This is a genomic window from Pararoseomonas baculiformis, assembly GCF_017813395.1.
Taxonomy (GTDB): Bacteria; Pseudomonadota; Alphaproteobacteria; order Acetobacterales; family Acetobacteraceae; genus Roseomonas; species Roseomonas baculiformis.
This window is the reverse complement of the sequence record NZ_JAGIZB010000012.1, coordinates 104,734-129,793: the sequence shown is the minus strand read 5'-3', so window position 1 is coordinate 129,793 and position 25,060 is coordinate 104,734. Positions and strand designations below refer to the sequence as shown.

Here is a 25,060-nt window from a genome sequence, read left to right as displayed (position 1 = left end):
AAATGCACAGAAGGGCTCTCCCGTGTCTGGGTGGAAGCACGTAAGCTCGGCCATGCTGTCGGCGGTGAAATCCCGTCTGCCATCGCGACGGCCGCCAGGCAGCGCGGCAGCCACTGATGTCGCTTACCCCGCCTCGGATCAGGAGCCTCCCGGTGCCAAGGCCAGCCGCCTTCAAGCGGTGCTGGCCGGCATGAGCGACGGCGTGATGATGATGGACGCCGATCTGCGACTGGTGGAGTGGAACTCGCGCTTTCCCGAGTTCACGGGCATCCCGGCTGACATGCTCCGGGTGGGCCTTCCCCTCGAAGATATCCTTCGCGCCCAGGCTCTCGCGGGGGAGTTCGGCGAGGTGGAGGTGGAAGCCGAGGTCGCGCGCCGCCTCTCGCTTCTGAGGGCCGGTGGAAGCACCGGCGCGATCGAGCGGAAGCGGCCGAATGGCAAGGTGATGGAGTTGCGCCGCAACCCGCTCCCAGGCGGGGGCTTCGTCACGCTCTACACCGATATCACCGCACGCCGGCAGGCGGAGGATCAGCTTCGGCAGGCACAGAAGATGGAGGCCTTCGGCCACCTGACCGGGGGCGTGGCGCATGATTTTAATAATCTGTTGATGATCGTGCTCGGCAATCTCGATCGTGCCGAGCGGTTGCTCAAGGATCTTGACCTGGACAGGGCTGGCCAGGCGATAGAGCGGGCCAGGACAGGCGCACGCCGAGCCACGACGCTCACACAGCGTCTTCTCGCCTTCTCCCGGCGCCAGAAGCCCGAGCTGCAGCCCGTCGATCCCAACGCACTGATCACCGAAATGTCGGACCTGTTCCGCCAGTCCTCGGCCAGCAAGGTCGTGGTGGAGTTCGCCCTTGTCGACCAGCCCTGGATGGTGATGGCCGACATCAACCAGTTCGAGATCGCGCTGCTCAACCTGGTAATCAACGCGCGCGACGCCATGCCACGCGGCGGGGCTGTCACGATCGAGACGGCGAAGGTCACCCGCGGAACCCAGAGCGTGCCGGCTTCCTTCCCCGTTCCTGGCAATGAGTTTGTCCAGATCACCGTCCGGGATACCGGGACCGGCATGTCCCGGGAGGTCATGGCGCGCGCGGGCGAAGCGTTTTTCACGACCAAGGAGGCAGGCAAGGGAACCGGGCTCGGCCTCTACCAGGTCAGGGATTTCGTGAAGCAGGCCGGGGGCCATGTCACGATCGAAAGCGAACTCGGGGTCGGCACCTCAGTCAGCATCCATCTCCCACGTCTTCCTGCCCAGGCAGAAGACCCCTCGGCAGATCCCTCGGCCGAAGGAGATCAGCTTGCCGGGCGCGGCGAGACGATCGTGGTCGTGGAGAACGAGCCGGACATTCTTGCCTACACGGCAGAGGAACTTGAGCTTCTGGGATACCGGGTGCTGCGCGCCCAGGATGCATCCTCGGCCCTCACGATTCTGGAGAACACGCCTGAGGTCAAGCTGCTCCTCACGGATCGTGGGCTGCCGGGCGTAACCGGCCAGCAGCTTGCCACGGAGACGGAACGGCGTTGGCCGGATCTTCCCGTTGTCGTCATGTCCGGCGTTCCCGCGGATACGCCGCCGCGTGGCAGCCTTACGCGGCCGGAGATTGCCTATGTCACCAAGCCCTACACCATCCCGAAGCTTGCAGGGGTGATCAGGGCTACTCTTGATGCGCGGCCCCGAGCGGCCGATGCGGGCAGGTCCTGAAAGAGCGCCAGCAGGCGGCGGTTGAACCTTCGCTGCTGCTGCGGCCTCAGCTTACCAGAGCCGTCCGCAACGCATCGCGCAGGCGCGTGAAAGTCACAGGCTTCTCCAAAATGGATTCGGCTGGAATCCCGAGTTGCCTCAGATCTCCAAAATCTTTGCCGGTCATGTAGCCGCTCAGAACAACGATCGGCAGATCCGCCTCTATCTGCCGCAAACGGCGGACAAGGCCGACGCCATCGAGGTTCGGCATGCGCACATCGGTCAAGAGCACATCGAACTCATTCCTGGAATACTCCTCCAGGGCAAGTGCACCATCCGCAGCCACGGTGACGCGGAACCCTTCGTCAGTCAGGACTTCCTGAATCATTTCTGCAATGGCGCTCTCGTCTTCTGCGACGAGCACGCTGATGTCTCCGCGGTCAACCTCGTCACTGGCGCGGCGGCGTCTCATGATCCCGGTCCCCAATGTTGTTCACTCCGAGAGCGTGTCGAAGCAAGAGATCCAACAACCGTAAGTTGATTTAGTCGCCCTGGGGCGCCTTCGACTATCACAACAGGTCCTCAAGATTTCGTGATTATGCATTTCTCCACTGAGTGCCGCCCTGAAACTGGCAGATCTAGATCGGCAGGCAGATGAATAGTGAAGCGATTCAGGCGTGTGAGGTGCAGGCGAGGCGCAGCCCCACGCAAACCGCCGGAGCGGCCGCGAAGCGGCCAGCCGGGCTTGGCATGCGCCACTCCCGAGAGTGTCGAGGTTCAGCCCGCTGGAGGGACGCAGGCCGGCTGACACAAGCCCGTGTGAGAAAGGCTTAAGCCTTCGCGGTCCGCACGGCCGTCGTAAACTTGCTGGAGGAGTGGAGGGCAGCCTGCCGTGTATTGAGGCAAAGGCGGCAGGCCGGAGGATGACCGTTGATCCCCATCGATTTCGAGACCTCGGAAGAATGGCAACGCCGGACCCCCGAACAGCGTGCGAAATGGGGCCGTGGCGTCGTAGCCTCGCGGATCGTGCTGAAAAGCCGGGAGCAAGGCTTGGCGGGCCAGCTGCGCGACAGCTTCGCCATGCGGGAGTGGATGTCCGCTTATTCGGAGGCCGCTGCGCGTAGCGGGCAGAGCAAGGACCTGCATGCTCTGTCGCAGGTGTTGTGGATCAACTTCATCGCGGTCGCGACGAGAGGCTTCAGCGTGGTCGAGGAATTCGCGCAGCTGGACAGCTAGGGCTCTCCCTTCGAAAGCCGGTGCGGAGCTGTCGGTGAAAGGGCCCTGGAATCGCGAACAGGGGTGAACAAGACTTACCCGACCAGCCCATGGCTCACGTCGCGCTGCCGCCCTTTTCTTCCCAGGGCAGAAGCAGCGGGCGGCAGCCATCGGCAAGCCATGCGAGGGAGCGGGACGCAGTTCCTATCGGTCTCTCGCTTCGCGGCCGCGTTATCGTTGCCGAACCGACCGCGGAGACGATCCCATGCCCACGCCCCTGGAGCAATTCAATGCCATGGCAGCGGCCATCGCAGAGGCAGCGACACAAAGCCAGCTCGGAAAGCGGCTTGCCGTCACGGAGCAGCCTCGTGATCTGGAAGCATTGGAGGTTGAAACCCATGCTGACAAGCAGGCCGTCTCAGGCCGTTTCGAGATCACCATGGAGGGGATCCATGGCAGCATGGCCGTTAGCCTGACCCCGAGCGACGCCTCGGCGATGTTCGAATTCCAGTTGGTGATCGCCCTCCAGGGCAGCGACGAGCAGGTGGTGTTCACCGCGACCGTGGAGGACACGGAAGGTCTTGCCGAGACCTATCAGGCCCTCCTGGAGGGGAAGCGCGACCCGGGTGAGGATCCGGACATCCAGAACACGGTGGCATAGTGGCGTCATGCAGCTGTGACGCGTTGACCGGCCGGCTCCAGCACCGTGCCGGCGAGTGCGACGAGGTGCCCACGCAATTGGCGAAGATGGCCTTACCGCGAAAACCAGGGGCACCGAACATGGTGCCCCTGGCCAAGTTTAGCTGTTCCCACACGTGGCGGCTAAAGAATGAAGTCGGTCGCCAGCAGGGTGAGCGGCGTCGCCAGCTGGATCTGGAACTCCGCTCCGTCGGTCCCATCGAGATTGCCCTCGATGATGGTTGCTCCGCCCTCCTGAACGTATCGCAGCTGCCCTGCGGCGGTGAAGTTGTTCGTGCCGATGAAGGTAAAGCTATCATTGGCACCGCCCAGGACCGCATCGATGCCCGACAGGTCGATTTTGTCGCCCTGGCCCCGATTGAAGTCCATGATGATGTCCCGCCCGGTGTTCACACCCGTGCCGTTCCCCGCCTCCGCGGCGCTGCTGAAGAGGAAGGTATCGGCCCCAGTGCCGCCGATCAGGGTATCACTCCCCAGGCCGCCGACGAGCACGTCGTTGCCGGCCCTGGCATCCAGCCGGTCATTGCCCTCGTAGCCGAGCAGCAGGTTGGCCTGATTGTTCACGCCCACTGTCGTGCCGCTGGCATCATTCCCAGCCCGGACGATCAGCGTCTGGCCACCAAACTGCATCTGCTCCATGGATTCGAGCATATCGACCCCGTCCGTCCCGACCAGGTCGGACACGATGATGCTCGTCCCGCCGAGTGCGAAGCTGTAGTTCCCCACCGGCCCGGCGAACACCGCCGTATCCGTGCCGCCGCCGCCGACCAAGATCCGGTCGCCGGTCCCGCTCTGAAGCATGTCGTTGCCATTCCCGCCAAGCACGGTGGGAGGCACGGCGCCGAGGATGAAGTCGGTTCCGAGCAGCGTGAGCGGGGTTGCAAGCTGGATCTGGAACTCTGCCCCGCTGGTTCCGGAGAGATTGCCCTCGATGATGGTTGCTCCGCCCTCCTGGAAGTATCGCAGCTGACCAGCGGCGGTGAAGCTGTTCGTACCGATGAAGGTGAAGCTATCATGGGCACCTCCCAGGACCGCATCGATGCCCGACAGGTCGATCCTGTCGCCCTGGCCTCGATTGAAGTCCATGATGATGTCCCGCCCGGTGGTCACACCGGTGCCGTTCCCCGCCTCCGCAGCGCTGCTGAAGAGGAAGGTATCGGCCCCAACACCGCCAATCAGGGTATCCCTGCCCAGACCGCCGACGAGCACGTCGTTGCCGGCCCTGGCATCCAGCCGGTCATTGCCCTGGAAGCCGAGTAGCAGGTTGGCCTGATTGTTCACGCCCACCGTGGTTCCGCCGGCGCTGCTTCCGGCCCGGATAATCAGCGTCTGGTCGCCGAACCGCATTTGCTCGATCGAAAAGAGGTTGTCGACACCGTCCGTCCCGACCTGGTCCGAGACAATGATGCCCAACCCGTTGAACGCGAAGCTGTAGTTCCCGACCGGCCCGGAGAAGACGGCCGTATCCGTGCCGCCGCCGCCGATCAGGGTGTCGTTCCCGAGCCAGCCGTCGAAGGTGTCATTGCCCGGACCGCCCGTGAGCAACTGGTTCTCGTTCACCAGCTGCTGAATATCGAACTCAGCAGTCGTTGCTCCACTCAGCGGATCCACAAAGCGGATCCGCTCGATGTTCCGGATCATGTCTCCCGCCGCATTGGTGTCACTGCCGACCACGCGGATGGACCGGTCATGGTTCCTGGTGAAGGTATAGTCAGCGACGTCACCGCTGTAGACCGCAGTGTCGATGTCACCGAGCATGTTCCCGTTCAGGATCTCGCGGACGATCCTGAGCTGGCTCGGGTTGAGGGTTCCGTTGAGCATCAGGCTGTTGAGGCTGGCGCCGCCATAGAGATCCTGCCCCGCCTTGGTGACCTTGCCGGTCATGCTGTCGGCGGACCCGATCTCAACGCCATTGCTGTTATAGATCCCGATGCGAACATTCAGCCAGTTATCGCCGTCGATGTAGTCATCGCCGCCGCGGCCCTGGATGATGTCACTGCCGCCACCGCCAAGCAGGATATTGCCGCTATCGAACGCAACCACCTGCTCAAGGTCACCGGTCGTCGGCGCGGCCTCCACCCGGTCACCAAGAAGCTGGCGCAGGCCGGCGATGCGGTCGACACCTGCCTGGGACAGTTCGTTTCGTGCGAAGGTGGCTCCATCATCGCCCCCCCCGGCCGGCGCCTCGGCGTTCAGATCGCCGCGGTTGTCGCCGCGCAACACGTCGTTCTTCTCCCAGCCCGACAGGGCTTCCACCTGATCGAACCGGTCACGCAGGATGTCTTCCTCATCCGTGGTGAAGATGGGCCTGGTGAGGTCGGAGTCGGCAGCCTCCTGGTTGCCCTTGTGGATGGCCCAGTCGTAGCCGTACATGCCCTCGTTCCGCATGACGCTCTCGCCCTGGACCATGATGTCGTCGCCGGACTCGGCGTCGAAGTCATGCTCGTTCTGCCCGGCGAACATCACGTCGTGGCCGATGATAGAGGAGTTGAAGTTCAGCTCCGAATTGTCGCCGGCCGTCGTGTCGAAGCCGTTGCCGGCCTCGATCCAGTCATCGCCCTCGTTGCCGAGCAGGAAGTCGTCACCCTCGCCGCCCAGGATGAAGTCGTTCCCGGTTCCACCAAAGACCTCCTTACCATCAGGGCCGGCGATGATGTAGTCACTGCCTTCGTTGCCGAAGACGAGCGCCAGGCCGCTGCCGCCATGGATGACGTCATTGCCCTCCTCGCCATGCAGCATATCCACTTCACCGATATCCGTACCGGAATTGGTGATGATGTCGTCACCCGCCCCGCCATGGATCTTGTCAACGCCGTACCCGGCCTCGATCCGGTCATTGCCGCCACGGCCCCAGACCGAGTCGTCGCCGCCCCCGGCGATGATGGTGTCGTCCTCCTCGGTGCCCTGGATGAGCACATGGTCGTTCGTATTGACGCGGATATACTCGGCAACCCCGTCATTATTCTCGTCGATGCGCTCCACCATGGGAGATATCACCTGGAGAACCGGATCCTCCTGCTCGGGATCCACGTACCCGAACATCGTCTGGACATTCTTGTCCATGTAGAGGACGTGGTCCGGCACGGAGAAGATATCGCCGGGCAGCGCGTAGCCGGATGCCCCCAGATCGGTGTTGTTCAGCACCATCTTGGCGAAGGAGTTGTTCTCCAGCTCGTTGAGGAAGTTGAGACCCTGGACGCGTGACAGGTAGTAGAAGCGGTCGGCGTTCTGCAGGTTCTCCATCTGAAGCTCGAAAACGAAGGAGAAGGTTGAGCCCAGCATGCCGCCGAAGGCCATCTTCTTCTCGGCCATCCCGCCGACCCAGAGGTCGACGTCATCCAGCCCGCCCAGCTTGTTCGCATAGATGCCGGTACCGCCGAGGAAGGCCTTTCGGTCCGCCTCGTTGAGGCTCGCATCGCCGAAGACCAGTTTCATCGCGGCATCACGCTTCTCCGCGATCGTGTCGACGGAGGTGACGGTGTTATGCGTGCCATAGGCAGCGATGAAGTTGACGATCGAGGCCGGGTTTTTCAGGTTGAGCGCAAAATCCGTCCAGTTCTTGTAGGGATCGAGCTGCGTGTCGCCATTCGCCGCCTCCTTGAACTGGGCACGGGCCGCGTTCAGGGACGGAATTCCGGTATCGCGGCCGCGTGCGATGTTCAGCGCGGCGAGGTCCAGCGGGATGCCGACGAGCTGGTTGCGCAGCACGTCCGTGACGAATTCATCGATCTCATTGCCAACCTGGCTGGTCATGCCGCGGACGATGGCGCCGGCGGCCTGCTCGTGGCTTACCGTGGCCGATCCGAAGGCCAGCGGATTGAGGAAGGCATCGAACAGGTCCATGCTGGCATCGGTGCCGTCGCCATTGGTTGCCGCGACCTCCTGCTTCAGCATGGAATGGCCGAAGCGGTACACGACATGGGCGAATTCGGCGAAGATGGCCGGGTTGATGTCCACGGACGCGTTGAACACGAAGGCGTCCACGTCCGGCTGAACCTTGCGGGCGAACTCCTCGAAGACGAGGTGCTGGTACTGCATCTCGGTGGTGAAGCGCGCCGCCTGGAACAGGCGCTCGCCGTCCCATGACAATGTGTCTGCGAAAGCCTTGATTTCCGCAGGTGTGGTGAGGGTTGGCAGGGTGAAGTTGCCCGGCAGGTCCTGGAGAAGCCATTCATTGAGGAAGGCGATATCGCCGGACTCGATGGCCCGCTGCTTCACCTGATCCACAAGGTGGTTGTGCTCGGAGTGGAACACGTGATGGACGGCAGAAAGGCCGATGTTCTCGTTGCCGCGCCCGTCGCCCGTAATGTAGTGGGCGTCGAGCATCTCATTGTCATAGGCCGTCTGGGACCCACGGCTATTGACGCCGCCCGGCGTCCCGTCGGCGTTGAAATATCCGACGTCGTCGTCGGAGTCCTGCTGCAGGACCCCGCCCGAGATCACCGGGACAGCCGCATGGGCGATGTCGTCCAGGAAGGCGTGGCCGGTCCGCACCGCTCCGGCTGTGCTGATCGGGTTCGAAAGGTTGCCTTCCATGAAGGTATCGTCGCCGCCGCCGGGCTTGCCGTCGGCGCCCAGGCCGGTGACGAGCTGCGGGAGTCCGTTCGGGCCCCGGATGAACTCGCCATACTCGTCCATGACGAAGAGCGGGATGTTGGTGACATCCGCATCCGTGAGATTGATGCCCAGAAGCGTCCTCGCCTGCTCCTTCACATCGGCCCAGGTGGCCAGCCCGCGGTCACCTTCGAGGAGCCTGCCGGTTGAAAGCGGATGGGAGTCGGCAACGCCGTCGCCATCGGAGTCGACGGAGAACTTGTACTCCCGCAGGAAAAGCTGGTGCGACGAGTGGGAGGTATAGGTCTGGTTCTGGTCAACCCAGGGGGTCGTCAGGTTCGCGGCATCGGATGGCGCCCGGCTCAGAACCATGAAGTTGCTGTGCGGGGTCGCCGGATTGTACAGCGGGTCATCCGGCTGGAGCGGGATGTAGATCGTCCCGTTGCCGCCCTTCGTGACCAGGTCCAGGCCGTGGTCGAAGAACTGGCCGAACAGCGTGAACCAGCTGTTGTAGGGGGCCGAAAGCCCTTCATCGGGCGCCACATTCGGAATGACGACACTCTTGCCGTCCATCTCGATGCCGTGCTGCCCAAGGAGCACGTCGAGCGCCTCCTGGGCGGCCTCCCTCGCCGCCGTGGCGGCCGGCTTGTCGTCGGCCGAGGCCGCCCCTTCGGCGATGGTTGCGGCCTTTACGGACGCGTAGGCGCCCCTGATCTCGTTCAGCGCAGTGGTGATCGCCTGGCCCGTTACGCCGGCATGGGCCAGCGCCGTGTAGATGGCTGCCGGGTTCTCCAGCGTCTGGTCCACGATCAGGTTGGAAATGGTCCGTGGATCCGCGTCAACCACCGTCCCGCCGCCGAGCCCCATCGATGCGGGAGGCGGAGCGCCGAATTCCCCGTAATTGCCATCGGTGAAGACGACTTCACCAGGGGTTCCGGCACCGAAGACGATGCTGTCATCGGACTCGTTGCGGTAGACCGGCGTGGTGATACGCGGGAAGGGCTGGTCGGCGGCGCCCCACTCCTCGCGTCCTTCCACGAGATTGTTGTAGCTCCCGTCGACGGTCCTCAGCCCGTAAGGAGAAAGGGTGGTAGGAACGGCGGGCGCACCGTTGGGATCGGCTGGCGCATTGGGATCCGTGATGACATTGCCACTGGCGTCGAGCCGGATGTCCCTGAGCGGAATACCGGCGGAGTGTGCTTCCGCGATCTTGATCTGCTTCAGGATGAACTCGAGGTCATGCCTCACGAGATTTACCATCGAACCGTTCCCTCATCAGATGTTTCGATCAACGAAATTCGCCTCTTTTTTGAGACGATCCTCCGCTGCACTTCCGACGGATGCCGGAAGATGTTTGTCACTTCAGCAGTCGTTCGGCGGACACCCGAAGTTACGCGGCGTTCTGACGGGTAGTAACTTCCTAATAGTCCGCCTTCTCAGTGGCATGCGCCGAGCACACAAGCCTCCGGTTCTCGTGCCTTCGCGAGAAACTTCTTAGATCTCGATTCCTGTTCGCTGATCCGCACCACCAAATGGTAGTTGCGGCGCGCTTTCTTCTTACGATTGGTTAACTTGAACGTCGTTCGGGAAATGAGACAAATCACGAAATCGAAATTAACTTTCGCAATCGATATAGTTACAGAAATGAACCGGCATCATTTCGCCTGGTGCCATCAAGACGCCCGCCGCGTCTCGGGGACCGGGGGACCAACACGCCAATCCCACCAAGTCGGGGGGACGCTGAGCGCGAGGCCGACATCACCCAGGCAGGAGCAGGGAACCTTAACCAGGGTGAAGTAGGCCGCCGGGTGCGGCCGGGAAGGTGGTGAGGCCCTGGTGCTGTCCCGTGCCAAGGACAGGTTCATGTCAGCTCGCCCCGCGCATCCTCCATGCGATCGCGAGGAGCGCGTAAAGCGTGCCCGCCGCAAGCCCGACAGCGGGAAGGCCGACCGCAGACACCAGCTGGGCCGAGGCCGCCGCGCCCGCGACACTCCCCATGTTCAGCGCCGCCATGAAGACAGCGAAGCGCGTGGCGGCGAGCGCACCATGGCTCCTGCGCATCACCGCGGGGGCGAGGGCCACGAAGACGAGGGCCGGGACGATGGTGGAGAGGGCGAGTGCGGCTGGACCGCCGAGCTGCACCAGGCCCGGTTTATCCGCAAGCAGCAGCAGCCCCGCTCCGATATGGGCCACCGCGCAGAGCCCGAGAAGGAAACCCAGCGTCCGCCGCACGCCCTGCCGGTCGGTCCACCATCCCACCAGCAGCGCGCCGAGTGTGCCCGCCGTCAGCGCGGCGGCGGACTGCGCGTTCGAAAGCGCTTCCGCTGTCCAACCGCGCGCCTGGATCAACTCGACCCCGAGTGGCACGGCAAAGGCGGCCGCCGCAGCATCGATGGCGAAGCAGCCGGCGAGCCATGCCACGCTGTCGCGGCTGGCCAGGATGGCGAGAAATCCGCCAGCAGAAGCGCGCCAGGTTTCCTGCCCCGCAGTCCGCGGCACGACAGCGGCGGAAAGCAGCCGCTCGCCCGGCTTCTCCCGGACAAGAAGCGGGAGCAGCAGCATCAGCACGCCCGCAGACACCAACAGGGATACCGCCACGCGAAGCCCATGGGATGCAAGCACCCAGGCGAAGAACACCGCACCGGCCGCGCTGCCGCCGACAAAGCCGATGCGTGTCACGGCGCTGGCTGCACCCAGGCGCTCCGGCGGCATGTGGTCGATGATCATCGCGTCCGTGGCCGTGTCGGCCAGCGCCGCGAAGGCACCCTGAAGCAGGAACACCGCGCTGATCGCGGGCAGCGCCGCGGCGGTCCCGTCGTCCTCAACCAGCAGCAACCCGGTGAGGGACAGCAGGGATCCGAGGAAGGCGAGCACGACCCAGAAGCGACGCCGGCCCATGCTCCAGCCGCCGTACCGGTCCACCACCGGTCCCCAGAGCGGCTGCACGATCCAGGGAAGCCCGACCGTCGCCACATGGGCCCCAACCGCGGCGGTGGACGCGCCGAGAGCGGCGTAGTGGTTCGGAATGGCGGTGAGGGCGAAGCCCGCCACCAGGCCCTGCCAGGCGTAGAGCGAGCCGATCAGCGTTGCCCGCCAGGCCGGCGAGGCCATCAGTGCCATTCGCGTCCCCGGCCCGGATCGGCAGTCAGGACGCAGAACGGTATCGCCAGCACCAGCCCCGCGACGGCGGGAATTCCGACAAGGATGGCGAAACCCGACTGAGAGGCGAGAAGAAGCGCCAGGATGCCGAGGCCGAGCGCCGTGTGGGGCCAGAGAAGACGGGCCGCTTCGAACCATTCAACGCGGCGCTCCGCCCTTTGCTGCGCCGGCCACCCACCATGCGGGAGGCCAAGCGCATGGGACAGCACGATAAGGGTGTTGTGCGCTGCGGTGATGGATTCGAAGAGGATGAGGAACAGGGTTTCGGACAATGCCGCGCGGAAATAGGCGAGGCGCTCGCCTGGCGCAGCCTGCAGCAACGATGCGAGATGGCCTCCGAGGCGCGGAAGATGCAGCGCCGAGTAGCCGAGAAGGAGAAGCGCGATCAGCGCGCCGCGCGGCGTTCCTTCCGCGTCGAGCGCGGCATTGAGAGCGGCGAGCGGCAGGAGGGCGAACCAGGCGGGCGCGAGCAGGTAGTGAAGCAGGGCCTGGAACATCTGGAAGCGGCCGAGCGGGCCAAGGGTGCGATCGCGCAGCAAGTGGCGGTACTGCATGTTGCCCGCCGCCCAGCGCCGGTCCCGCGCCAGGAAGGCCAGCAGATGCGGCGGCGCCGATTCCAGCGAGCCGCCGGCATCCTCCCGCGTGTCGGGCAGCACGCGGACGACCCATCCGGCGCCGTGCAGGCGCGCCGCCTCGACATGGTCGTGCGAGAGGATGGTGGAACCGTCCGGCAGGGGATCCAGGCGGCAGTGCTGGCGGAAGGGCGCGATGCGGAGGATGGCGTTGTGGCCCCAGAAGGGCCCCTCATCGCCTTGCCACCAGCCCTGGCCCAGCGTCCAGCTGCGGGCACCGGCCCGGTGTCCCAGGTTGAACAGGCGGCCAAAGGCTGCACGCGCAGGGCGGCCGGCAATGGGGTGCTGCAGGATGGCAAGGCGCGGCTCGGCCTGCATGGCGCGGACAAGGCGCAGCACCGCATCCGGCGCCATCTCGGAATCCGCGTCCAGCAGCACCATCAACTCAAAATCCCCGGCATGGCGGTCGAGGAAGTCCATGACGTTGCCGGCCTTGTAGCCCGTGTTCTCGGCCCGGCGGCGATAGAGCACGGAGCCGGCGGGGCGGCCCTCGGTGAAGGCGGCGACGGCGGCCTCCTCCGCGGCCGCATGGGCCGGATCGGAGGTGTCGGAGAGGATGGCGAGGAGGAAGCGGTCGCCATGGGGCACCAGCCCGTCCATCAGCCGGCCAAGGGGCGGCAGCACCTCCTCCATCGTCTCGCTCCGCACGCAGACCGCCACGGCGGTGCAGAGGGCGACCGGCGCGTCCGGCTCCGCGGGCTGCGTGGCATTGCGGAGGCGGATGGCGAGGCCAGCCAGGCCCGTGGCGGCGGCCAGCCCCATCCAGGGCAGGTTCAGCAACAGGCAGAGAAGGATCAGCACCTCCCAGACCGACCAGCCGCCGGCGGCCAGAACGGGCAGGGCAAGGGCCAGCAACCCGAGCATGAGGGCGGCGGCGAGGCCGGCGAAAATCCAGCGGCGGCGAGACTGCGCGGCTCGCCCGGCGTCGGCGCGGCGCATGCCTACGAGGGAAGCCGTCACGCGGCCGGTCGCGCGGGGCAGGCCATGCCGGCGGCGCCCGTGTCGAGGAACGCGGTCATGCTGCGCTTTCCCTCAGCCACGCCGCCGCCTCCGCCAGCACCGCGGTGATGCGCGCCGGCACCTCGGGGCTGGTGCAGACATAGGTCGGGCTGGGATGCGGCATGGACAGCACGGGCAGGCCGGGCCGGGCGGCGCGGATGACGGGGAGGGCCGCGGCGGCAAAGCGGCCGGCCAGCACGGCAACGCGGAGCCGCGGCATCGCATCCAGAAGGGGCGGGATCCAGGCCAGGCCGGATCGCAGCTCGGCCGCGCGCGGCGCGCGGTTGAGCGCGCCGGGGGCGTGGATCACCCAGGGCACGGCGTTCCAGATGAGGGTCTCGCGGCGCGGTATGCCCGCGGCGCCGAGAAAGCGGCGGAGATTGGCCCCCGTTCCGCCCGGCTTGTCGCGGGAAACGATGGGGTTCTCGGTCAGCCGCGGCCCTGGCGTCTCCAGCAGGAGGAGCAGGCCGGCTTCGGCACCGCCATCCAGCGGGTCGGGCTCGGGGACGGGGCGCCCCGTGGCCTCCCGGATGCGCTGGGCCAGGGCACGGATCGGCGCCGCATGGGGCGCCTCCCGCAGCAGGGCGTGACGCGCCGCGCGCTCCGCCGGGTCCGAAAGGGCGCCCGCATGGGGGCGAAGGCGTGGGGTGCGCACGGTGCTGCGGGCGGTGGGAAGCGGCATCAGGGGCTGCCCGGCAGGAAAGGCGCCTCGCCCTCCACACGCATCCGCTCCGTCCCGCCTGCCGCTTCCAGGGCGCGGGCCAGGCCTTCCGGGCCGCCGAACTGATAGCCGAGCTGGGTCGCATAGGCGGCGCAGGCCCGGTGCCGGGCCGTGATATCCGCGGGAAACTCGGCCTCGCGCAGCCCGGCGAAGAGGGTTTCGAAGGGTCGCCGCGGCGTGTCGGCGCGTGTGGCATAGGGGAAGTCGCGCCACCACAGGATTGGCAGGGGCAGGCCAAGGATCTGCAGCGCGCGCACGGTCAGCACATGGTCCACATGCCCGCCGATGGCCTGCGGGGCGAGAAGCAGGTCCGGCCGCAGCTCGGGCAGCAAAGCCCGGATGACATCAGCCGCATCGAGATGGGCGGTGTCGCAGGAGCGCGGGCAGCCGAAGAGCGTCGAGGCATCGTTGTAGCCACGATGCGGTGCCTCGCGCAGCGGCAGATGCAGGGCGCGCGCGCCCAGGGCGGCGCAGGCCGCTTCGTCCTCCGCGCGCCGCATGGCCATGTAGTCGGCCTCGGGCGGGATGCCCTTGTCGGTCTGGCAGGCCAGGGCGAAGCCTTTCGGCCCGGGCACCGTTGCGGTGAAGAGCGTGGCTACCACCACCTGCCAGCCCTCGGCGGCCATCCGCGCCAGCGCCCCGCCGGCGGAGAAGGCGGCATCGTCGAGATGGGGCGAGAGGGCGAGGGCCGTTCTCATGCCGTGGCGCGCATCAGAGCAGATGCGGTGCCGCGCGGAAGCGGCACTCGCTCACTGGCAGGACGGGGTCGAAACCCGTATCGGGGGCGGTGCCGCGCAGCTCCTCGTAGATGCCCATGATCTGGCGGCCCACCGCCTCCCAGGAATAGGTCCGGCGGCACTCCTCCAGGGCATTGCCGGCCAGGCGGGCGCGCAGCGGCGCATCCTCGATGATACGGCGGAGATTCCGCGCCAGGGCGGGCACGTCGCCGGGTTGGGAGAGCAGGCCGTTCTCCTCATGGCGCAGGCAGTCGCGGACGCCCACCGCATCGCAGGAGACGGTGGCGAGGCCGCTCGCCATCGCCTCCAGCACCGTGTTGGAGAAGCCCTCGGCATAGGTGGGGGAGACGAAGACGTCCTGCGCCCGGTAGAGGGCGGGCGCCGCCTCGTAGTCGGCATAGCCGGAGAAACGCGAGCCGAGGCCAAGCTCGGCATCGCGCGCCACGCAGGCGTCGAGATCCGGGCCGATCCCGCTGATCGTGGCGGCGAAGGGCACGCCCTGCGCGCGCAGCATCGCCAGCGCGTCCAGGAAGTCGAGCGCGCCTTTCCGGCGGTCCACGCGGCCGTGATAGAACAGGCGCACGGGATCGGCGGCCTTGCCGGGGGCGTAGTCCAGGGCGGGATGGAAGCGCTGCACCTCCACCGCGCCGGGCACGATGGTGAAGCGGTCCCGCGGCACGCCCAGGCGCTCCACCACCTCCTGCGCGAAGCTGTCGCAGCCGATCAGCAGGCGGTCCGCGTGGTTCAGCACGCGCAGCATGGCCTGGCGGTGCGTCTCGCAGCAGGAACCGACCCAGTGGCCGTCCCCGCCCTGGATGGAGACAATGGTGGGCACGCCGATGCGCTGCGCGGCGAGCAGCACGGACCAGCCATTGGGGTACCCATACTGCGCGTGCAGCACGTCGAAAGGCTGTCGCGCATGCTCGGCGAGGATGGTCTCCACCATGTCCTCCACGTCCCGCTCGAAATCGGCGCCGCCGGGCGCGGAGAAGGCCTCCTCGCCCAGGGAGCGGCGGCCAATGACGCGGATGCCGGGCACCTCCGGCGGCGGGCCGCCGCCATAGACCTTCGTGCCCGCCGCATCGCCGCGGTACTGGCTCACCATCGTCACGTCATGGCCGGCCGCGGCGAGCTGGCGGAGCAGGTTGATGGCGTAGACGCTCATCCCGCTGATCGCGGGGAAGAAGCGGCGGGAGAGAAAAAGTACCCTCACGCGGCGCGTGCCTCTCGGCAGGCCTGCAGCCATGCCAGCGATTGCGGGATCATGGTGTCGGCGCGGTGGCTCTCGCGCGAGAGCTCGACGCAGACGAGGCGGGAGAAGCCGATTCCCTCCAGCGCGTCGAGGCAGCCGGGAAGGTCCATGTCGCCCTCCCCGAAGGGCAGGTGGACATGGACGCCGCGCGCCATGTCCTCGATCGCCACCGTGCCGAGATGTGGGGAAAATTCGCGCACGGCCGCGGCCGGATCCCGCTCGCCCGTCACCAGCAGGTGGCCAAGATCCAGCGCCAGGGTAAGGCCGGGCAGGCCCAGGGCGGACCAATCGTCCACAGTCTCCACCAGCATGCCCGGCTCTGGCTCCAGCGCGGCCGTCATGCCCCGGGACTGCGCGTGCTCCAGCACCCGCGCCACGCCCTCGCGAAGCCAGCTCGCTGCCTGCTGGCGATCCACGCCCGGGCGCGGCACGCCGGCCCAGAAGGAAACCGCCTCCGCGCCGAGGATGGCACCGATATCGGTGGCGCGGTTGAGGAAGGCCACGCGCCGGTCGCGCCCCTCGCGCGTGGGCGTCAGCAGCGTGGGCTCGTGCTTCGCGCGCGGGTCCAGGAGATAGCGCGCGCCCGTCTCGATCACGCAGCCGAGCTTCCGGGCGGCCAAGTCGCGCGCCAGCGCCTCGGCGCGGCGTTCCCAGCCTTCCTCCATCGGGTCGAGGTGATGGTGGTCCAGAGTCAGCGCCACGCCGTGGTAGCCGGCATCGGCGATGATCGCGACGGCATCGGCCAGCCGGTGATTGGCGGCGCCATTGGTGTTGTAGGCGAAGCGAAGGCTCATGCCGGCACGGCCTCCCCGCGCTGGGCCGCCAGCGCGAGTTGGGCGGAGAAGGTCCCGCTCTCGCGGTAGAGCGGGTAGAGCGTGCCGACGAGGCGGTCCGCGAGCGCGGCGTCGAACCAGGCGGGGCCGCCACAGCGGGCCTCGTCCTCCGGGCGCAGGCGCACGCGCTTCGCGCCCTCCCGCGGCGCGCTGAGGATAAGCGGGTCCGAACGATCGCGCAGGCGGCGCACGCCGCGCCAGCCGATGCGGTGATAGCTCATCGTCTCGCTCTCCAGGCCGGGCACGATCACCTTCACCACGCGCACGGCATGATCAGGCGGGGAGCAGTCCACCGTGAGCACCTCCAGCCCCTCGGCCGCCAGGCGCTCCACGAGCAGTGCCAGCCGGTCGCCGGAATTCGCGACGGCGGCGGCCGGAACGGTGGGAAGGGAGGAGAAGGGCCGGCGGCTGCGGGAGGAGAGGACGTTATCGGCGAGGCGCCCGCGCAGCACGGCGGCGTCCTTGTCCATCCACTCCACCATGGCGTCGAGGGCGCGGGACTCCTCCTCCTCATACATGGCCACCCCGATCTGGCGCTCGACGTAATCGGCGGGGAGGGAGGCGCGCAGAAGGGGGATGGGCCCGTGGGTGGCGGCCTTGCGGGCGCGGGAGCCGCAGAACTCCAGCAGTGCCTTGCGGAGCGTGCGGTCCCGGTCCGGGCTGACCGCCTCGCCGCAGGAGGTGACCTGGATCGGTGCGGTCGGACGGCCCCGGTCGTCTCCCACGACATAGAGATTCGCCATGCCGAAATCCGTGGCGGCGAGCTTCACCATCACGTCGATCCCGAGGGAACGGAGATGGTCCAGAAGCCCCCGCACCTGCGGGTCCGGCACCGCGTCGGGCTCCACCACTGCGCCCTGGTCGAGCGCGCGGTAGGACAGGACGTTACCGTCCCGCTGCAGAGCCTCCATGATGCCGTGGGCGATGGCGTGCTCCATGTCGAAGCCGGCGCCCAGCCCGTTGGTGATGGGGGTGATGAGGCGCGGCGCTTCTCCCAGCTGGTAGGGATAGGCGGCCACCCATTCGCGCGGCACCAGCACCGCCTCGCCCGAGGGCCAGCGGCGTGCCTCCACCCAGGAGAGCTCCATCTCCGGCGCGTAGCGCGATCCGGCGGGCAGGCAGAGGGTGAGCGGATCAATGACGGCACGGCTGCGGGAGAGTTCGGCATAGCTGCCCATGACACGCGGCAGCTGCTTCACGGCCACGCCGCAATGCACCTCCTCGCAGAGCTCGCCGAGGGCGCCGACCTCTGCCTCCACCTCGGTGAAGCCGTAGCCATAGCCCGTGGTAGCGGGCTCGTTCTCAAGGATGAGATTCGCCTGCACCACGGGAATGCCGGTGCGATCCAGATGGTCGATCCGGAAGATGGTGACGTGGGCGTCCTTGGGCATGGTGGCGCGGAAGGCATCCGCAACCCGGCGCAGTTCGTCGCTCATCTGGCGTTCTCCTCCGCGCGGCGGCGCAGTTCTTCCATGGGGATGTGACGCACCCCCGGCGGCCCGCGCAGCTGGTCGTCCAGCACCGCCAGCGCGATGTCGCGGGTGATGCCCCGCGCGTGCTCGAAAGGGGTGCAGACCGTGTCGAAGGCCATGCGGCCGATGACGTCGCGGTACTTGCGCACCTCGTTCGGCGTCAGCGGGATGTCCTTGTGGAAGGCCTTGTGGGTGGAGACAGCGAGGTTCTCGCCATCCGTCCCCTGGTCCACCTTGAAGGCGTCACCGCAGAAGAGGGTGTTGCGGGCGGTATCGTGCAGCACCGCCTGGCCTTCGTAATGGCCGCCGACATGCATCAGCACCTGGCCCGGCCGCAGCTGCAGCGCCTCGTCATAGGGCCAGGTGACGCGGAAGGCCTTTGTCATCCGCAGGTCATCCTTCTGGATGGCCAGGACCTCGGGCTGGAACACGTCCTGCAGCTGCCACAGCGCGCCGTAGCCGTGGCAGTGCGAGGCCGCGAGGAAGCGGATGCCGCCTAGGCGGCGGATCTCCTCGATCATCGCGGGCGTGTAGTAGGGGGCCGCCTCGAAGGCGGTATTGCCGTCCTCATGCAGCAGCAGCCAGCCCGTGCCGTTCAGGCCGAAGGGCGGGCTGGTGGTGAAGGCCACCATGTCGCGGTCCAGCCGCTTCCAGGAGCCGGTCAGCCGCGCGGCCACCTCCTCCTCGGGCAGGAAGTGCCAGCCATCATGCGGCAGGTCGTTGCGCGTATCGTCGCAGACCGGGCAGGAGCGCGGTTCGAAATGCTTCTGCCAGAATCCGCAATTCGCGCAGGCCCAGGGTGTCAGTGGCATGCGGGGTCCCCGGCATAGGCGCGGTGCAGCAGCTGCATGGTGTGCAGGTCCCGCGAAGCGCTGAAGCTGGTGCGGTCGCCACTGGCCAGGGCCCTGGCGAAAGCGGCCATCTGGCGCGCGAAAGGCGAGGCCTCGGCATCCGGCACGGGCAGGGCGGCACTGCGGCCGAGCCGGTCCGTGTGCGTCACCCGGCCGCCGGCATCCTGGCCCATGGTGTTCTCCGCCAGGATCTGGCCCGTGCTGCCCAGCACCTCCAGCCGGCGGCGCGGAAGCGCGTCGGGGCAGTTATAGGCGACGTGCATTTGCACCAGCACCCCGCCCGCCGTGCGCCCGATGAGCAGCGCGCCATCATCCACGGCATAATCCTGCACCCGGCGCTGGGTGAGCGCGGCGATCGTCTCGATCGGCTCGCCCAGCAGGTAGTCCGCCAGGTCGAGGCCGTGCGGGGCAAGGTCCATCAATGCCCCGCCGCCGGCGCGGGCCGGATCGGCGCGCCAGTTGTCCCCCTCCCCCGTCACGCTCCATCCCGGGCCGAGCCAGCAGGCATAGGCGATGCGGATCGCGGTGGGCGTGCCGATCAGCCCGCCGGAAAGCGCCTCGCGGATCGCCGCATGGGCGGGGTGGTGCCGCTGGTCGAAGGCGGTGCCGTAGAGGATTCCGGCGCGTCGCGCGGCTGCTGCCATCGCCTCGGCATCCGCCAGCGTCGCGGCCATGGGCTTCTCGCAGAGCACCGCCTTGCCCGCGGCGGCGCAGGCCTCGACCGCGGCGCGGTGCAGGTGGTTCGGCGTGGCGACATAGATCGCCTGCACCGCGGGATCGGCCAGCATCGGCGCGAGGTCGCCATGAAGCGCCGCGCCCGGATAGGCGGCGCGGGCGGCCTCCCGCGCAGCGGGGCTGGGATCACTGACGGCACGCAGCGCGTGGCCGGCCGCCAGCATGGCCGGTGCTGCGTAGTCGCGCGCCACCCAGCCATATCCCACGATGCCCCAGCCCAGGCTGCGCGAGGGGGAGCAGGCCACAGGGGCCACCAGCGCCGTCACCATCGCTCGGGCAGGTCCAGAAGTTCGCGGCGCAGAGCCCAATGCGCGGTGGCTGCGCCGGACAGCGCGCGTTCCGGTGCGTCCGACGCCGCGGGATAGGTCGCGCGCGGCCCGTATTCCCGCGCGTAACGCTCGGATGGCCAGGCAATGACGCCCTCGTGCAGGAGCGGGTTGCGGCGCAGCGCCACGCCTTCGGGCGGAAGGGCAAGGCGGCCCGTCACGGCCTGGGCGGGAAGAAGGCCGGGGCCGGCGGCGACCGAGAAGGCCTCGGCGCCCATGAGCGCGGTGGGCGGGGCGGATTGCGGCACCCGTTGCTCCAGCGCGGCGCGGGTGAGCTCGGCGTCGTCATACACCCTGCCATCCGGGAAGAGGGCCGCCAGCTCCTCCGCCGTTACCGCAGCGCCGGCGGAAAGGTTCGGCCAGTCGCGATTGTGGACATGGGCGATGGCAAGCCAGCCCGCATCGCCGGCCAGGCGGCGGAGCCGGGCCAGGATCGCGCCCTTGGGCTCAAGGAAGTAGAAGGCGTCGTGGCAGGCCACGAGGTCGAAGCGCGCATCTTCCGCGACAGGCCAGGGGGCAAGGGCGGCATCCAGGCAGACCAGCTCCGCCGCGGGCGCCACCCAGTGGCGCGCCACCCAGAGCTTGGCGAAGACCACATCCGCACCCGTGCAGGCCACGCCGCGCTGCAGCAGCGCGCGCAGGTAGTGGCCGATGCCACAGGCAAGTTCGAAGGAGCTGCGTGGAGCGGTCCAGTGCGCCTCCATCAGCGCCAGGCCCGCAAGGAAGGTCGGGTCACTCCAGCGATGCGCGAAATAGTCGCCCACGGGTCCCCAGGCGAGATGCGCCATCGCCTCGCGCAAGGTCAGCGCCGCGCGGTCCCGCACCAGGGCGCGCAGCGCGGCCTCATCGGCAGTGGGCCCACGCCACCAGTCATCCTGGTCAGCGAGCAGCTGCACCAGCGCGCCGTCCCGATCGCCCTTGTCCAGCCGGGCCAATGCCTCCCCGGCCAGCTCGGGGCGGGAGGCGCGGGCGAAGACGATGCCGTCGATCACGGGCCAGCGGCGCCCAGCCGCATCGCGGACGGAGTGCGGCGTGTCCGGTGTCATGCCGCGAGGCCCATGGCGGAGAGCAGACGGTCCTGGAAGCCGCGCACGGGGCCGGCATGCACCAGCTCCATGTCCTGCAGCACGTAACGCATGGTGGCCTTGCCTGCCCGCAGGTGCTGCTCGATTTGCAGCACGCGGTCCAGCGTGTCCGCGGCATGGAAGGCGCGGCCCTCGGGCGTGCCGGCATCGGGCAGGATGCGGCGGGCCTCCCGCACCTTCTCGGCCACGGCATCCGGCAATCCGGCCAGGGCCATCTCCGTGGCGCGGGCGAAGGCTGGTTCCAGCTGCTCGCCCAGCAGCACCTCTCCGGCGAATCCGGAATCCGGGATGATGGCGTTGTGCAGGTGGTGCGCAAGGGAGGCGAGGAAGACGATGCCGGGCCGCGCGCCATAGAAGGGCGCGAGGATCACGCCATAGACGGCGGTGATGAGGCAGTGCTCTGCGTGGTTCTCCGGCGGCTCGAGCAGAAGGCGCGGGCGCCCGGGGCATGTGACGCCCGCGCGGGGCTGGCGCGCGAGCTGCGCGACGAAGGGCGGCGGCGCGGCCTCCGCATCGGGCAGGGCGCGCAGTTCGGCGCGCAGGGCGGGATCGATCTCCTCCGCGGCCTCGTCCAGGGCACGGGCGAGAATAGCCTCGGCCCCTCCCCGCTCGATGCCTAGGGTGGCGAGCACGCGGCCATCGATGTCGCCCAGGCGGGTGGCAGCGAGGGCGGAGGCCGTGGCGGCCCGCCAGGTCTCATCGGGGGAGCGACCGGAGGCGAGGGCAGCCCAGGCCGCCGCGAAATGCCGCTCCGCAATCGAGCCCTCATGGGCGGCGGAGCGGATGCGCTTGAGCTCGCCCAGTTCGCGCAGAAGGCCGAGGATGCGCGCCGGCGGGGCCTCCGCGGGCGCGACCCCGTCAGTCACTGCGCGGAGCCCTGTGGCGCCCCCAGCCAGTCCATCAGCATGCGTTCCTGCAGGTGGAAGGCGTGCTCAGGCGCATGGCCGTTCGCGACCATCGGGGCCTTGAAGAAGACCGAGAGCTGCTCCTGCACGCCGCCCTGGCCACGCTGCTGGGCGAGGTCGAGCACACGGGCGATCTCCAGCGCGAGCGGAGCGGCCAGGACGCTGTCCTTGCAGAGAAAGTTCACCTTGATCTGCATGCGGTGGCCGAGGAAGCCGGAGATGTCGATATTGTCCCAGGCTTCCTTGTCGTCGCCGCGCGGGCGGTAGTAGCGGATATCCACCAGGTGGTCCTCGACATGGTAGCCCAGCATGCTGTCCAGCACGTTCCCCTTGGTATCGAGCTTCGATGCCAGGCTGTCCGGGTCGCGCAGCGCCTCTCCGTCACGGTTGCCGAGGATATTGGTGCTGAACCAGCCATCCACGTGCAAGGCGCGCGCCTTCAGGGCGGGGGCCAGCACGGTCTTCATCATGGTCTGGCCTGTCTTGCCGTCCTTGCCGGCCACGGGAACGTTCCGCTGCTTGGCAAATTCCTTCAGCGCGGGGGCATCGGCCGCCAGCGATGGCGTGAAGTTGCCATAGGGCACGCCGCTCTCGATCGCGGCATAGGCATAGAGCATGGCCGGGCCGATGACCGGGTCGTTGCGGTCCAGCGCGCGCTCGAACGCATCCAGCGAGTGCAACGCCTCGTCATCGCCGGGCATGCGCTCGGTCGAGGCAAGATTGATCATGACGACGCCTTCCGCCCTGCTGCTTTCGCGGAAACGGCGCAGGTCGTCACTGATCGCGCGAACGGCATCGCGATGGCTCGCCGCCTCGTATTTATTGGCGCCGCTGACACCGCGGCAGAACGCGCCGCTTCCCACGGCGGGCCAGGGGCGAATGGCCGCGAGGGCATCGCCGGCTTCGGAAAGCTGCGCGTCGCTCAGCACACGATGGCTGCCGGCGGCAGCGGCAAGGTCGGAGCCGTCCAGGTCCCAGCCGCCGAAGGTCATGTCGCGGTAATCGGCCATTCCGGCAATGGAAAGATCCGCGAGGGGAAGCCCATCGAGCCTGTTGGAACCGCGGCGAATAACCTCGACCCCCGCGACGGCCGTGGTTGCCACGGCACCGCCGACACCAACGATCGCAACACCAAGGCGGCGGCCCGAACCAGAAAGCGGCATGGTAGATTCCCGACTATTCTGCTTGGTCAATTAGGGCGGCTCAGAACTCTGCCAGTCACGTCTTCGTGCGTATCACCCACTCTGAAGCCAGCGATCGCCAATGCCCTGCAGGACGGGCCCTTGCGCCACAGGTCGCCTTGACCGTCGCTATTCCGCCCGGATCCCGAGGCGGTGAATCAGGTCCGACCAGTAGACCAGTTCGGATCCGGTGAAGGCTGCCAGTTCCGTGGGGTTCATGTAGGCCGCGTAGGTCCCGCTCTCCTCGCAGCGGCGGCGGAACTCCGGCATTTCGGTTATGCGCCGGATCTCGGCGGAGAGCTTTTCCACCAGGTTCTGCGGCGTGCCGGCGGGCGCGTAGATGCCGAACCAGGCCTCCAGCTCGAATGCGGGGAAACCCGCCTCGGCAGTGGTTGGCACATCCGGCAGCATCGGGTGGCGGCTCTGGCTCGTAATCGCCAATGCCCGGATGGATCCGTCCCGCACGAGGCCCACCACGGCGGGTGGCGTGGTGATCATCAGGTCGATGCTGCCGGCCACGAGGTCGTTCATCGCCGGGCCCGCCCCCCGATAGGGCACGTGGACCATTGGCGCACCGACGCTGCGGGCGAACTGCTCGCCGCCGATGTGCTGGATCGTGCCCGCGCCGGATGAGGCGTAGTTCAGCCGCCCGGGGTTGCGGCGCGCATAGTCGGCCAGCTCGGCCAGGGACTGCACGGGCAGGCCCTTCTTCACGACAACCACATGCGGCGCCCGCAGCACCAGGGCGACCGGTGCGAAGCTGCGTACCGGGTCCCACGACAGGTTCGGGAAGAGCGCGGGATTGCCGACATGGGTGCCGGAGTAGGCGAGCAGCAGCGTGTATCCATCCGGCGCGGCACGGGCCACCGCCATGGCCGCGACGTTTCCGCCGCCACCCACCCGGTTCTCGACGACGAAGGCCTGGCCAAGCGAGCGGGTGAGCGCGTCACCCAGCAACCGGGCCGTGAAGTCCCCGCCCCCGCCGGGCGCGGCCGGCACCACGATGGACACGGAGCGTTCGGGATAGCGGACCGCCTGCGCGCGCGCGGGCGCCGCGGCGCCCGCGATGCCCAGAGCCAGCAGGCCGCGTCGCGTGCCCTCTATCATGCTGCTGCTTCCCGCCATTCCCCGAACCGGAATGGGACCGGGGACGTCTCACCATAGCCGAACCTGCCGGGCCGTACCCGGGGATTCCTGGCGCGGGCTCTATGGCGCGGAGCGCTCGAAGGCGCGGGAACGCCGCCAGCGTACCCGGCTATGCCGCAGGTGGAGCCCCGCAAGCATCGCCGCCAGCCTCAGGGGAGCGCCGATCCCCTCCACCACGGGGACGCCGACCTCCCGCTCCACCCAGGCCGGGTCCAGGAGCACGGGGCATTGCGTCACTCCCATGGCAAGGATCACGTCGCAGCCTGAATCCCGGACCAGGCGCCGCGCCCCTTCGACGAAGTTCTCCGTCATCGCCGCGAGATTGGCGCTCAGGTCCGGCAGGTCGAAGCCCGAGGCGCGCCAGGCCACGACCTTCCTCTCCATTCCGTAGCGGCGGACGATGGCCTGAAGGAGCGGGATGAGGTCATCGTGGTAGACAAGCGCGCCGAACCGGTCACCGAGAAAGCTGGCCATGTGGAGCATGGCTTCGGTCGGCGCGATGACGGGGATGTCCACTACGGACCGCCCGCCATCGACGCCGAGGTCGAGCGTGCCAAGCGGCACGACGGCGTCATAGCCCTCCAACTCCGCTTGCCGGAAGGCGGCGATAAAGGCGGGCGCGGCGAGTTGAACCTCGGCTGGCGTGAGGCCGTGGACGAAGGGCGACGCGGGCGTTCGGATGATGCCGATCTCGACCTCCGGGGAGGCATAGGCCAGGGCTGCCGCCTCCCGGCGGCGGAACTCCTCCTCCGGGTAGTCGCCGATGACGAAGGCGACACGCACGGGGTGGCGCAGCCTGCGGCGCGTTTCGGTCACTTGTTTCCTCCGCAGGCTGCCAGACCCGAGCGCGGGTGCCGGGAACGGCCGTGTG

General features: G+C 67.9%; 19 protein-coding genes. 3 read left to right on the top strand and 16 right to left on the bottom strand.

The genetic code is table 11. The features are described 5' to 3' along the window. The first annotated feature begins 52 nt into the window (after positions 1-52). Entirely contained in the window at positions 53-1,708 is a 1,656-nt protein-coding gene (locus J8J14_RS14055) for a PAS-domain containing protein (RefSeq protein ID WP_280842954.1), read from the top strand. 46 nt (positions 1,709-1,754) lie between these two features. On the opposite strand, the gene J8J14_RS14050 is transcribed toward J8J14_RS14055, so the two are convergent. Then, positions 1,755-2,159 (bottom strand): response regulator, encoded by a 405-nt coding sequence (locus J8J14_RS14050; protein ID WP_209380154.1) that lies wholly within the window; start codon positions 2,157-2,159, stop codon positions 1,755-1,757. Positions 2,160-2,617: 458 nt separating this feature from the next. Here J8J14_RS14050 and J8J14_RS14045 point away from each other — a divergent pair, with 458 nt between their 5' ends. After that, positions 2,618-2,923 carry a hypothetical protein gene (locus J8J14_RS14045; protein ID WP_209380153.1) on the top strand — a complete coding sequence of 102 codons (306 nt, stop codon included), beginning with the start codon at positions 2,618-2,620 and terminating at the stop codon, positions 2,921-2,923. 244 nt (positions 2,924-3,167) lie between these two features. Continuing rightward, positions 3,168-3,563, top strand: a complete 396-nt coding sequence (locus J8J14_RS14040; protein WP_209380152.1) for a hypothetical protein — start codon at positions 3,168-3,170, stop codon at positions 3,561-3,563. Positions 3,564-3,724: 161 nt separating this feature from the next. Here J8J14_RS14040 and J8J14_RS14035 read toward each other — a convergent pair whose 3' ends face one another. From J8J14_RS14035 to J8J14_RS13965, 15 genes are all read right to left on the bottom strand, one after another. Then, complete coding sequence (locus tag J8J14_RS14035; RefSeq protein ID WP_209380151.1) at positions 3,725-9,415, bottom strand: peroxidase family protein; 5,691 nt, start codon at positions 9,413-9,415, stop codon at positions 3,725-3,727. A gap of 606 nt (positions 9,416-10,021) precedes the next feature. Further along, entirely contained in the window at positions 10,022-11,275 is a 1,254-nt protein-coding gene (locus J8J14_RS14030) for an MFS transporter (RefSeq protein ID WP_209380150.1), read from the bottom strand. After that, positions 11,266-12,885 carry a glucans biosynthesis glucosyltransferase MdoH gene (mdoH, locus tag J8J14_RS14025; protein ID WP_209380149.1) on the bottom strand — a complete coding sequence of 540 codons (1,620 nt, stop codon included), beginning with the start codon at positions 12,883-12,885 and terminating at the stop codon, positions 11,266-11,268. The genes J8J14_RS14030 and mdoH overlap by 10 nt, the downstream gene beginning before the upstream one ends. 76 nt (positions 12,886-12,961) lie before the next feature. Beyond that, the gene (locus tag J8J14_RS25440) at positions 12,962-13,627 is read right to left on the bottom strand and encodes a uracil-DNA glycosylase family protein (protein WP_209380148.1); all 666 of its coding nucleotides are present in this window, start codon (positions 13,625-13,627) and stop codon (positions 12,962-12,964) included. Next, on the bottom strand, positions 13,627-14,364 hold the full coding sequence (locus tag J8J14_RS14015) for a PIG-L deacetylase family protein (RefSeq protein WP_209380147.1): 738 nt from the start codon (positions 14,362-14,364) through the stop codon (positions 13,627-13,629). Before J8J14_RS14015 ends, J8J14_RS25440 begins: the two co-directional genes overlap by 1 nt. 13 nt (positions 14,365-14,377) lie before the next feature. Next, the gene (locus tag J8J14_RS14010; protein ID WP_209380146.1) at positions 14,378-15,616 is read right to left on the bottom strand and encodes a glycosyltransferase family 4 protein; all 1,239 of its coding nucleotides are present in this window, start codon (positions 15,614-15,616) and stop codon (positions 14,378-14,380) included. Then, a complete protein-coding gene (locus J8J14_RS14005; protein WP_209380145.1) occupies positions 15,613-16,449 on the bottom strand; it encodes a sugar phosphate isomerase/epimerase family protein in 837 nt (278 codons plus the stop codon). Before J8J14_RS14005 ends, J8J14_RS14010 begins: the two co-directional genes overlap by 4 nt. Next, on the bottom strand, positions 16,446-17,924 hold the full coding sequence (locus tag J8J14_RS14000; RefSeq protein WP_209380144.1) for a YcaO-like family protein: 1,479 nt from the start codon (positions 17,922-17,924) through the stop codon (positions 16,446-16,448). The genes J8J14_RS14005 and J8J14_RS14000 overlap by 4 nt, the downstream gene beginning before the upstream one ends. Beyond that, on the bottom strand, positions 17,921-18,772 hold the full coding sequence (locus tag J8J14_RS13995; RefSeq protein WP_209380143.1) for an MBL fold metallo-hydrolase: 852 nt from the start codon (positions 18,770-18,772) through the stop codon (positions 17,921-17,923). The genes J8J14_RS14000 and J8J14_RS13995 overlap by 4 nt, the downstream gene beginning before the upstream one ends. Beyond that, the gene (locus J8J14_RS13990) at positions 18,763-19,815 is read right to left on the bottom strand and encodes a Gfo/Idh/MocA family protein (protein WP_209380142.1); all 1,053 of its coding nucleotides are present in this window, start codon (positions 19,813-19,815) and stop codon (positions 18,763-18,765) included. The genes J8J14_RS13995 and J8J14_RS13990 overlap by 10 nt, the downstream gene beginning before the upstream one ends. Then, positions 19,809-20,918 carry a class I SAM-dependent methyltransferase gene (locus J8J14_RS13985; RefSeq protein ID WP_209380141.1) on the bottom strand — a complete coding sequence of 370 codons (1,110 nt, stop codon included), beginning with the start codon at positions 20,916-20,918 and terminating at the stop codon, positions 19,809-19,811. The genes J8J14_RS13990 and J8J14_RS13985 overlap by 7 nt, the downstream gene beginning before the upstream one ends. Next, positions 20,915-21,823: an HD domain-containing protein gene (locus J8J14_RS13980; protein ID WP_209380140.1), complete on the bottom strand. Its 909-nt coding sequence runs from the start codon at positions 21,821-21,823 to the stop codon at positions 20,915-20,917. Before J8J14_RS13980 ends, J8J14_RS13985 begins: the two co-directional genes overlap by 4 nt. Then, the gene (locus J8J14_RS13975; protein ID WP_209380139.1) at positions 21,820-23,025 is read right to left on the bottom strand and encodes an inositol-3-phosphate synthase; all 1,206 of its coding nucleotides are present in this window, start codon (positions 23,023-23,025) and stop codon (positions 21,820-21,822) included. Before J8J14_RS13975 ends, J8J14_RS13980 begins: the two co-directional genes overlap by 4 nt. Positions 23,026-23,172: 147 nt before the next feature. Next, positions 23,173-24,150 (bottom strand): Bug family tripartite tricarboxylate transporter substrate binding protein, encoded by a 978-nt coding sequence (locus J8J14_RS13970; RefSeq protein WP_209380138.1) that lies wholly within the window; start codon positions 24,148-24,150, stop codon positions 23,173-23,175. A gap of 99 nt (positions 24,151-24,249) precedes the next feature. Beyond that, positions 24,250-25,005 (bottom strand): aspartate/glutamate racemase family protein, encoded by a 756-nt coding sequence (locus J8J14_RS13965; protein WP_209380137.1) that lies wholly within the window; start codon positions 25,003-25,005, stop codon positions 24,250-24,252. Between the last annotated feature and the right edge of the window lie 55 nt (positions 25,006-25,060).

Coding starts and splice junctions, on each gene's coding strand:
- J8J14_RS14055 (WP_280842954.1), top strand. CDS start 53: ATGCTGTCGGCGGTGAAATCCCGTCTGCCATCGCGACGGCCGCCAGGC.
- J8J14_RS14050 (WP_209380154.1), bottom strand. CDS start 2,159: ATGAGACGCCGCCGCGCCAGTGACGAGGTTGACCGCGGAGACATCAGC.
- J8J14_RS14040 (WP_209380152.1), top strand. CDS start 3,168: ATGCCCACGCCCCTGGAGCAATTCAATGCCATGGCAGCGGCCATCGCA.
- J8J14_RS14035 (WP_209380151.1), bottom strand. CDS start 9,415: ATGGTAAATCTCGTGAGGCATGACCTCGAGTTCATCCTGAAGCAGATC.
- J8J14_RS14030 (WP_209380150.1), bottom strand. CDS start 11,275: ATGGCACTGATGGCCTCGCCGGCCTGGCGGGCAACGCTGATCGGCTCG.
- mdoH (WP_209380149.1), bottom strand. CDS start 12,885: ATGCGCCGCGCCGACGCCGGGCGAGCCGCGCAGTCTCGCCGCCGCTGG.
- J8J14_RS25440 (WP_209380148.1), bottom strand. CDS start 13,627: ATGCCGCTTCCCACCGCCCGCAGCACCGTGCGCACCCCACGCCTTCGC.
- J8J14_RS14015 (WP_209380147.1), bottom strand. CDS start 14,364: ATGAGAACGGCCCTCGCCCTCTCGCCCCATCTCGACGATGCCGCCTTC.
- J8J14_RS14005 (WP_209380145.1), bottom strand. CDS start 16,449: ATGAGCCTTCGCTTCGCCTACAACACCAATGGCGCCGCCAATCACCGG.
- J8J14_RS14000 (WP_209380144.1), bottom strand. CDS start 17,924: ATGAGCGACGAACTGCGCCGGGTTGCGGATGCCTTCCGCGCCACCATG.
- J8J14_RS13995 (WP_209380143.1), bottom strand. CDS start 18,772: ATGCCACTGACACCCTGGGCCTGCGCGAATTGCGGATTCTGGCAGAAG.
- J8J14_RS13990 (WP_209380142.1), bottom strand. CDS start 19,815: ATGGTGACGGCGCTGGTGGCCCCTGTGGCCTGCTCCCCCTCGCGCAGC.
- J8J14_RS13985 (WP_209380141.1), bottom strand. CDS start 20,918: ATGACACCGGACACGCCGCACTCCGTCCGCGATGCGGCTGGGCGCCGC.
- J8J14_RS13975 (WP_209380139.1), bottom strand. CDS start 23,025: ATGCCGCTTTCTGGTTCGGGCCGCCGCCTTGGTGTTGCGATCGTTGGT.
- J8J14_RS13970 (WP_209380138.1), bottom strand. CDS start 24,150: ATGATAGAGGGCACGCGACGCGGCCTGCTGGCTCTGGGCATCGCGGGC.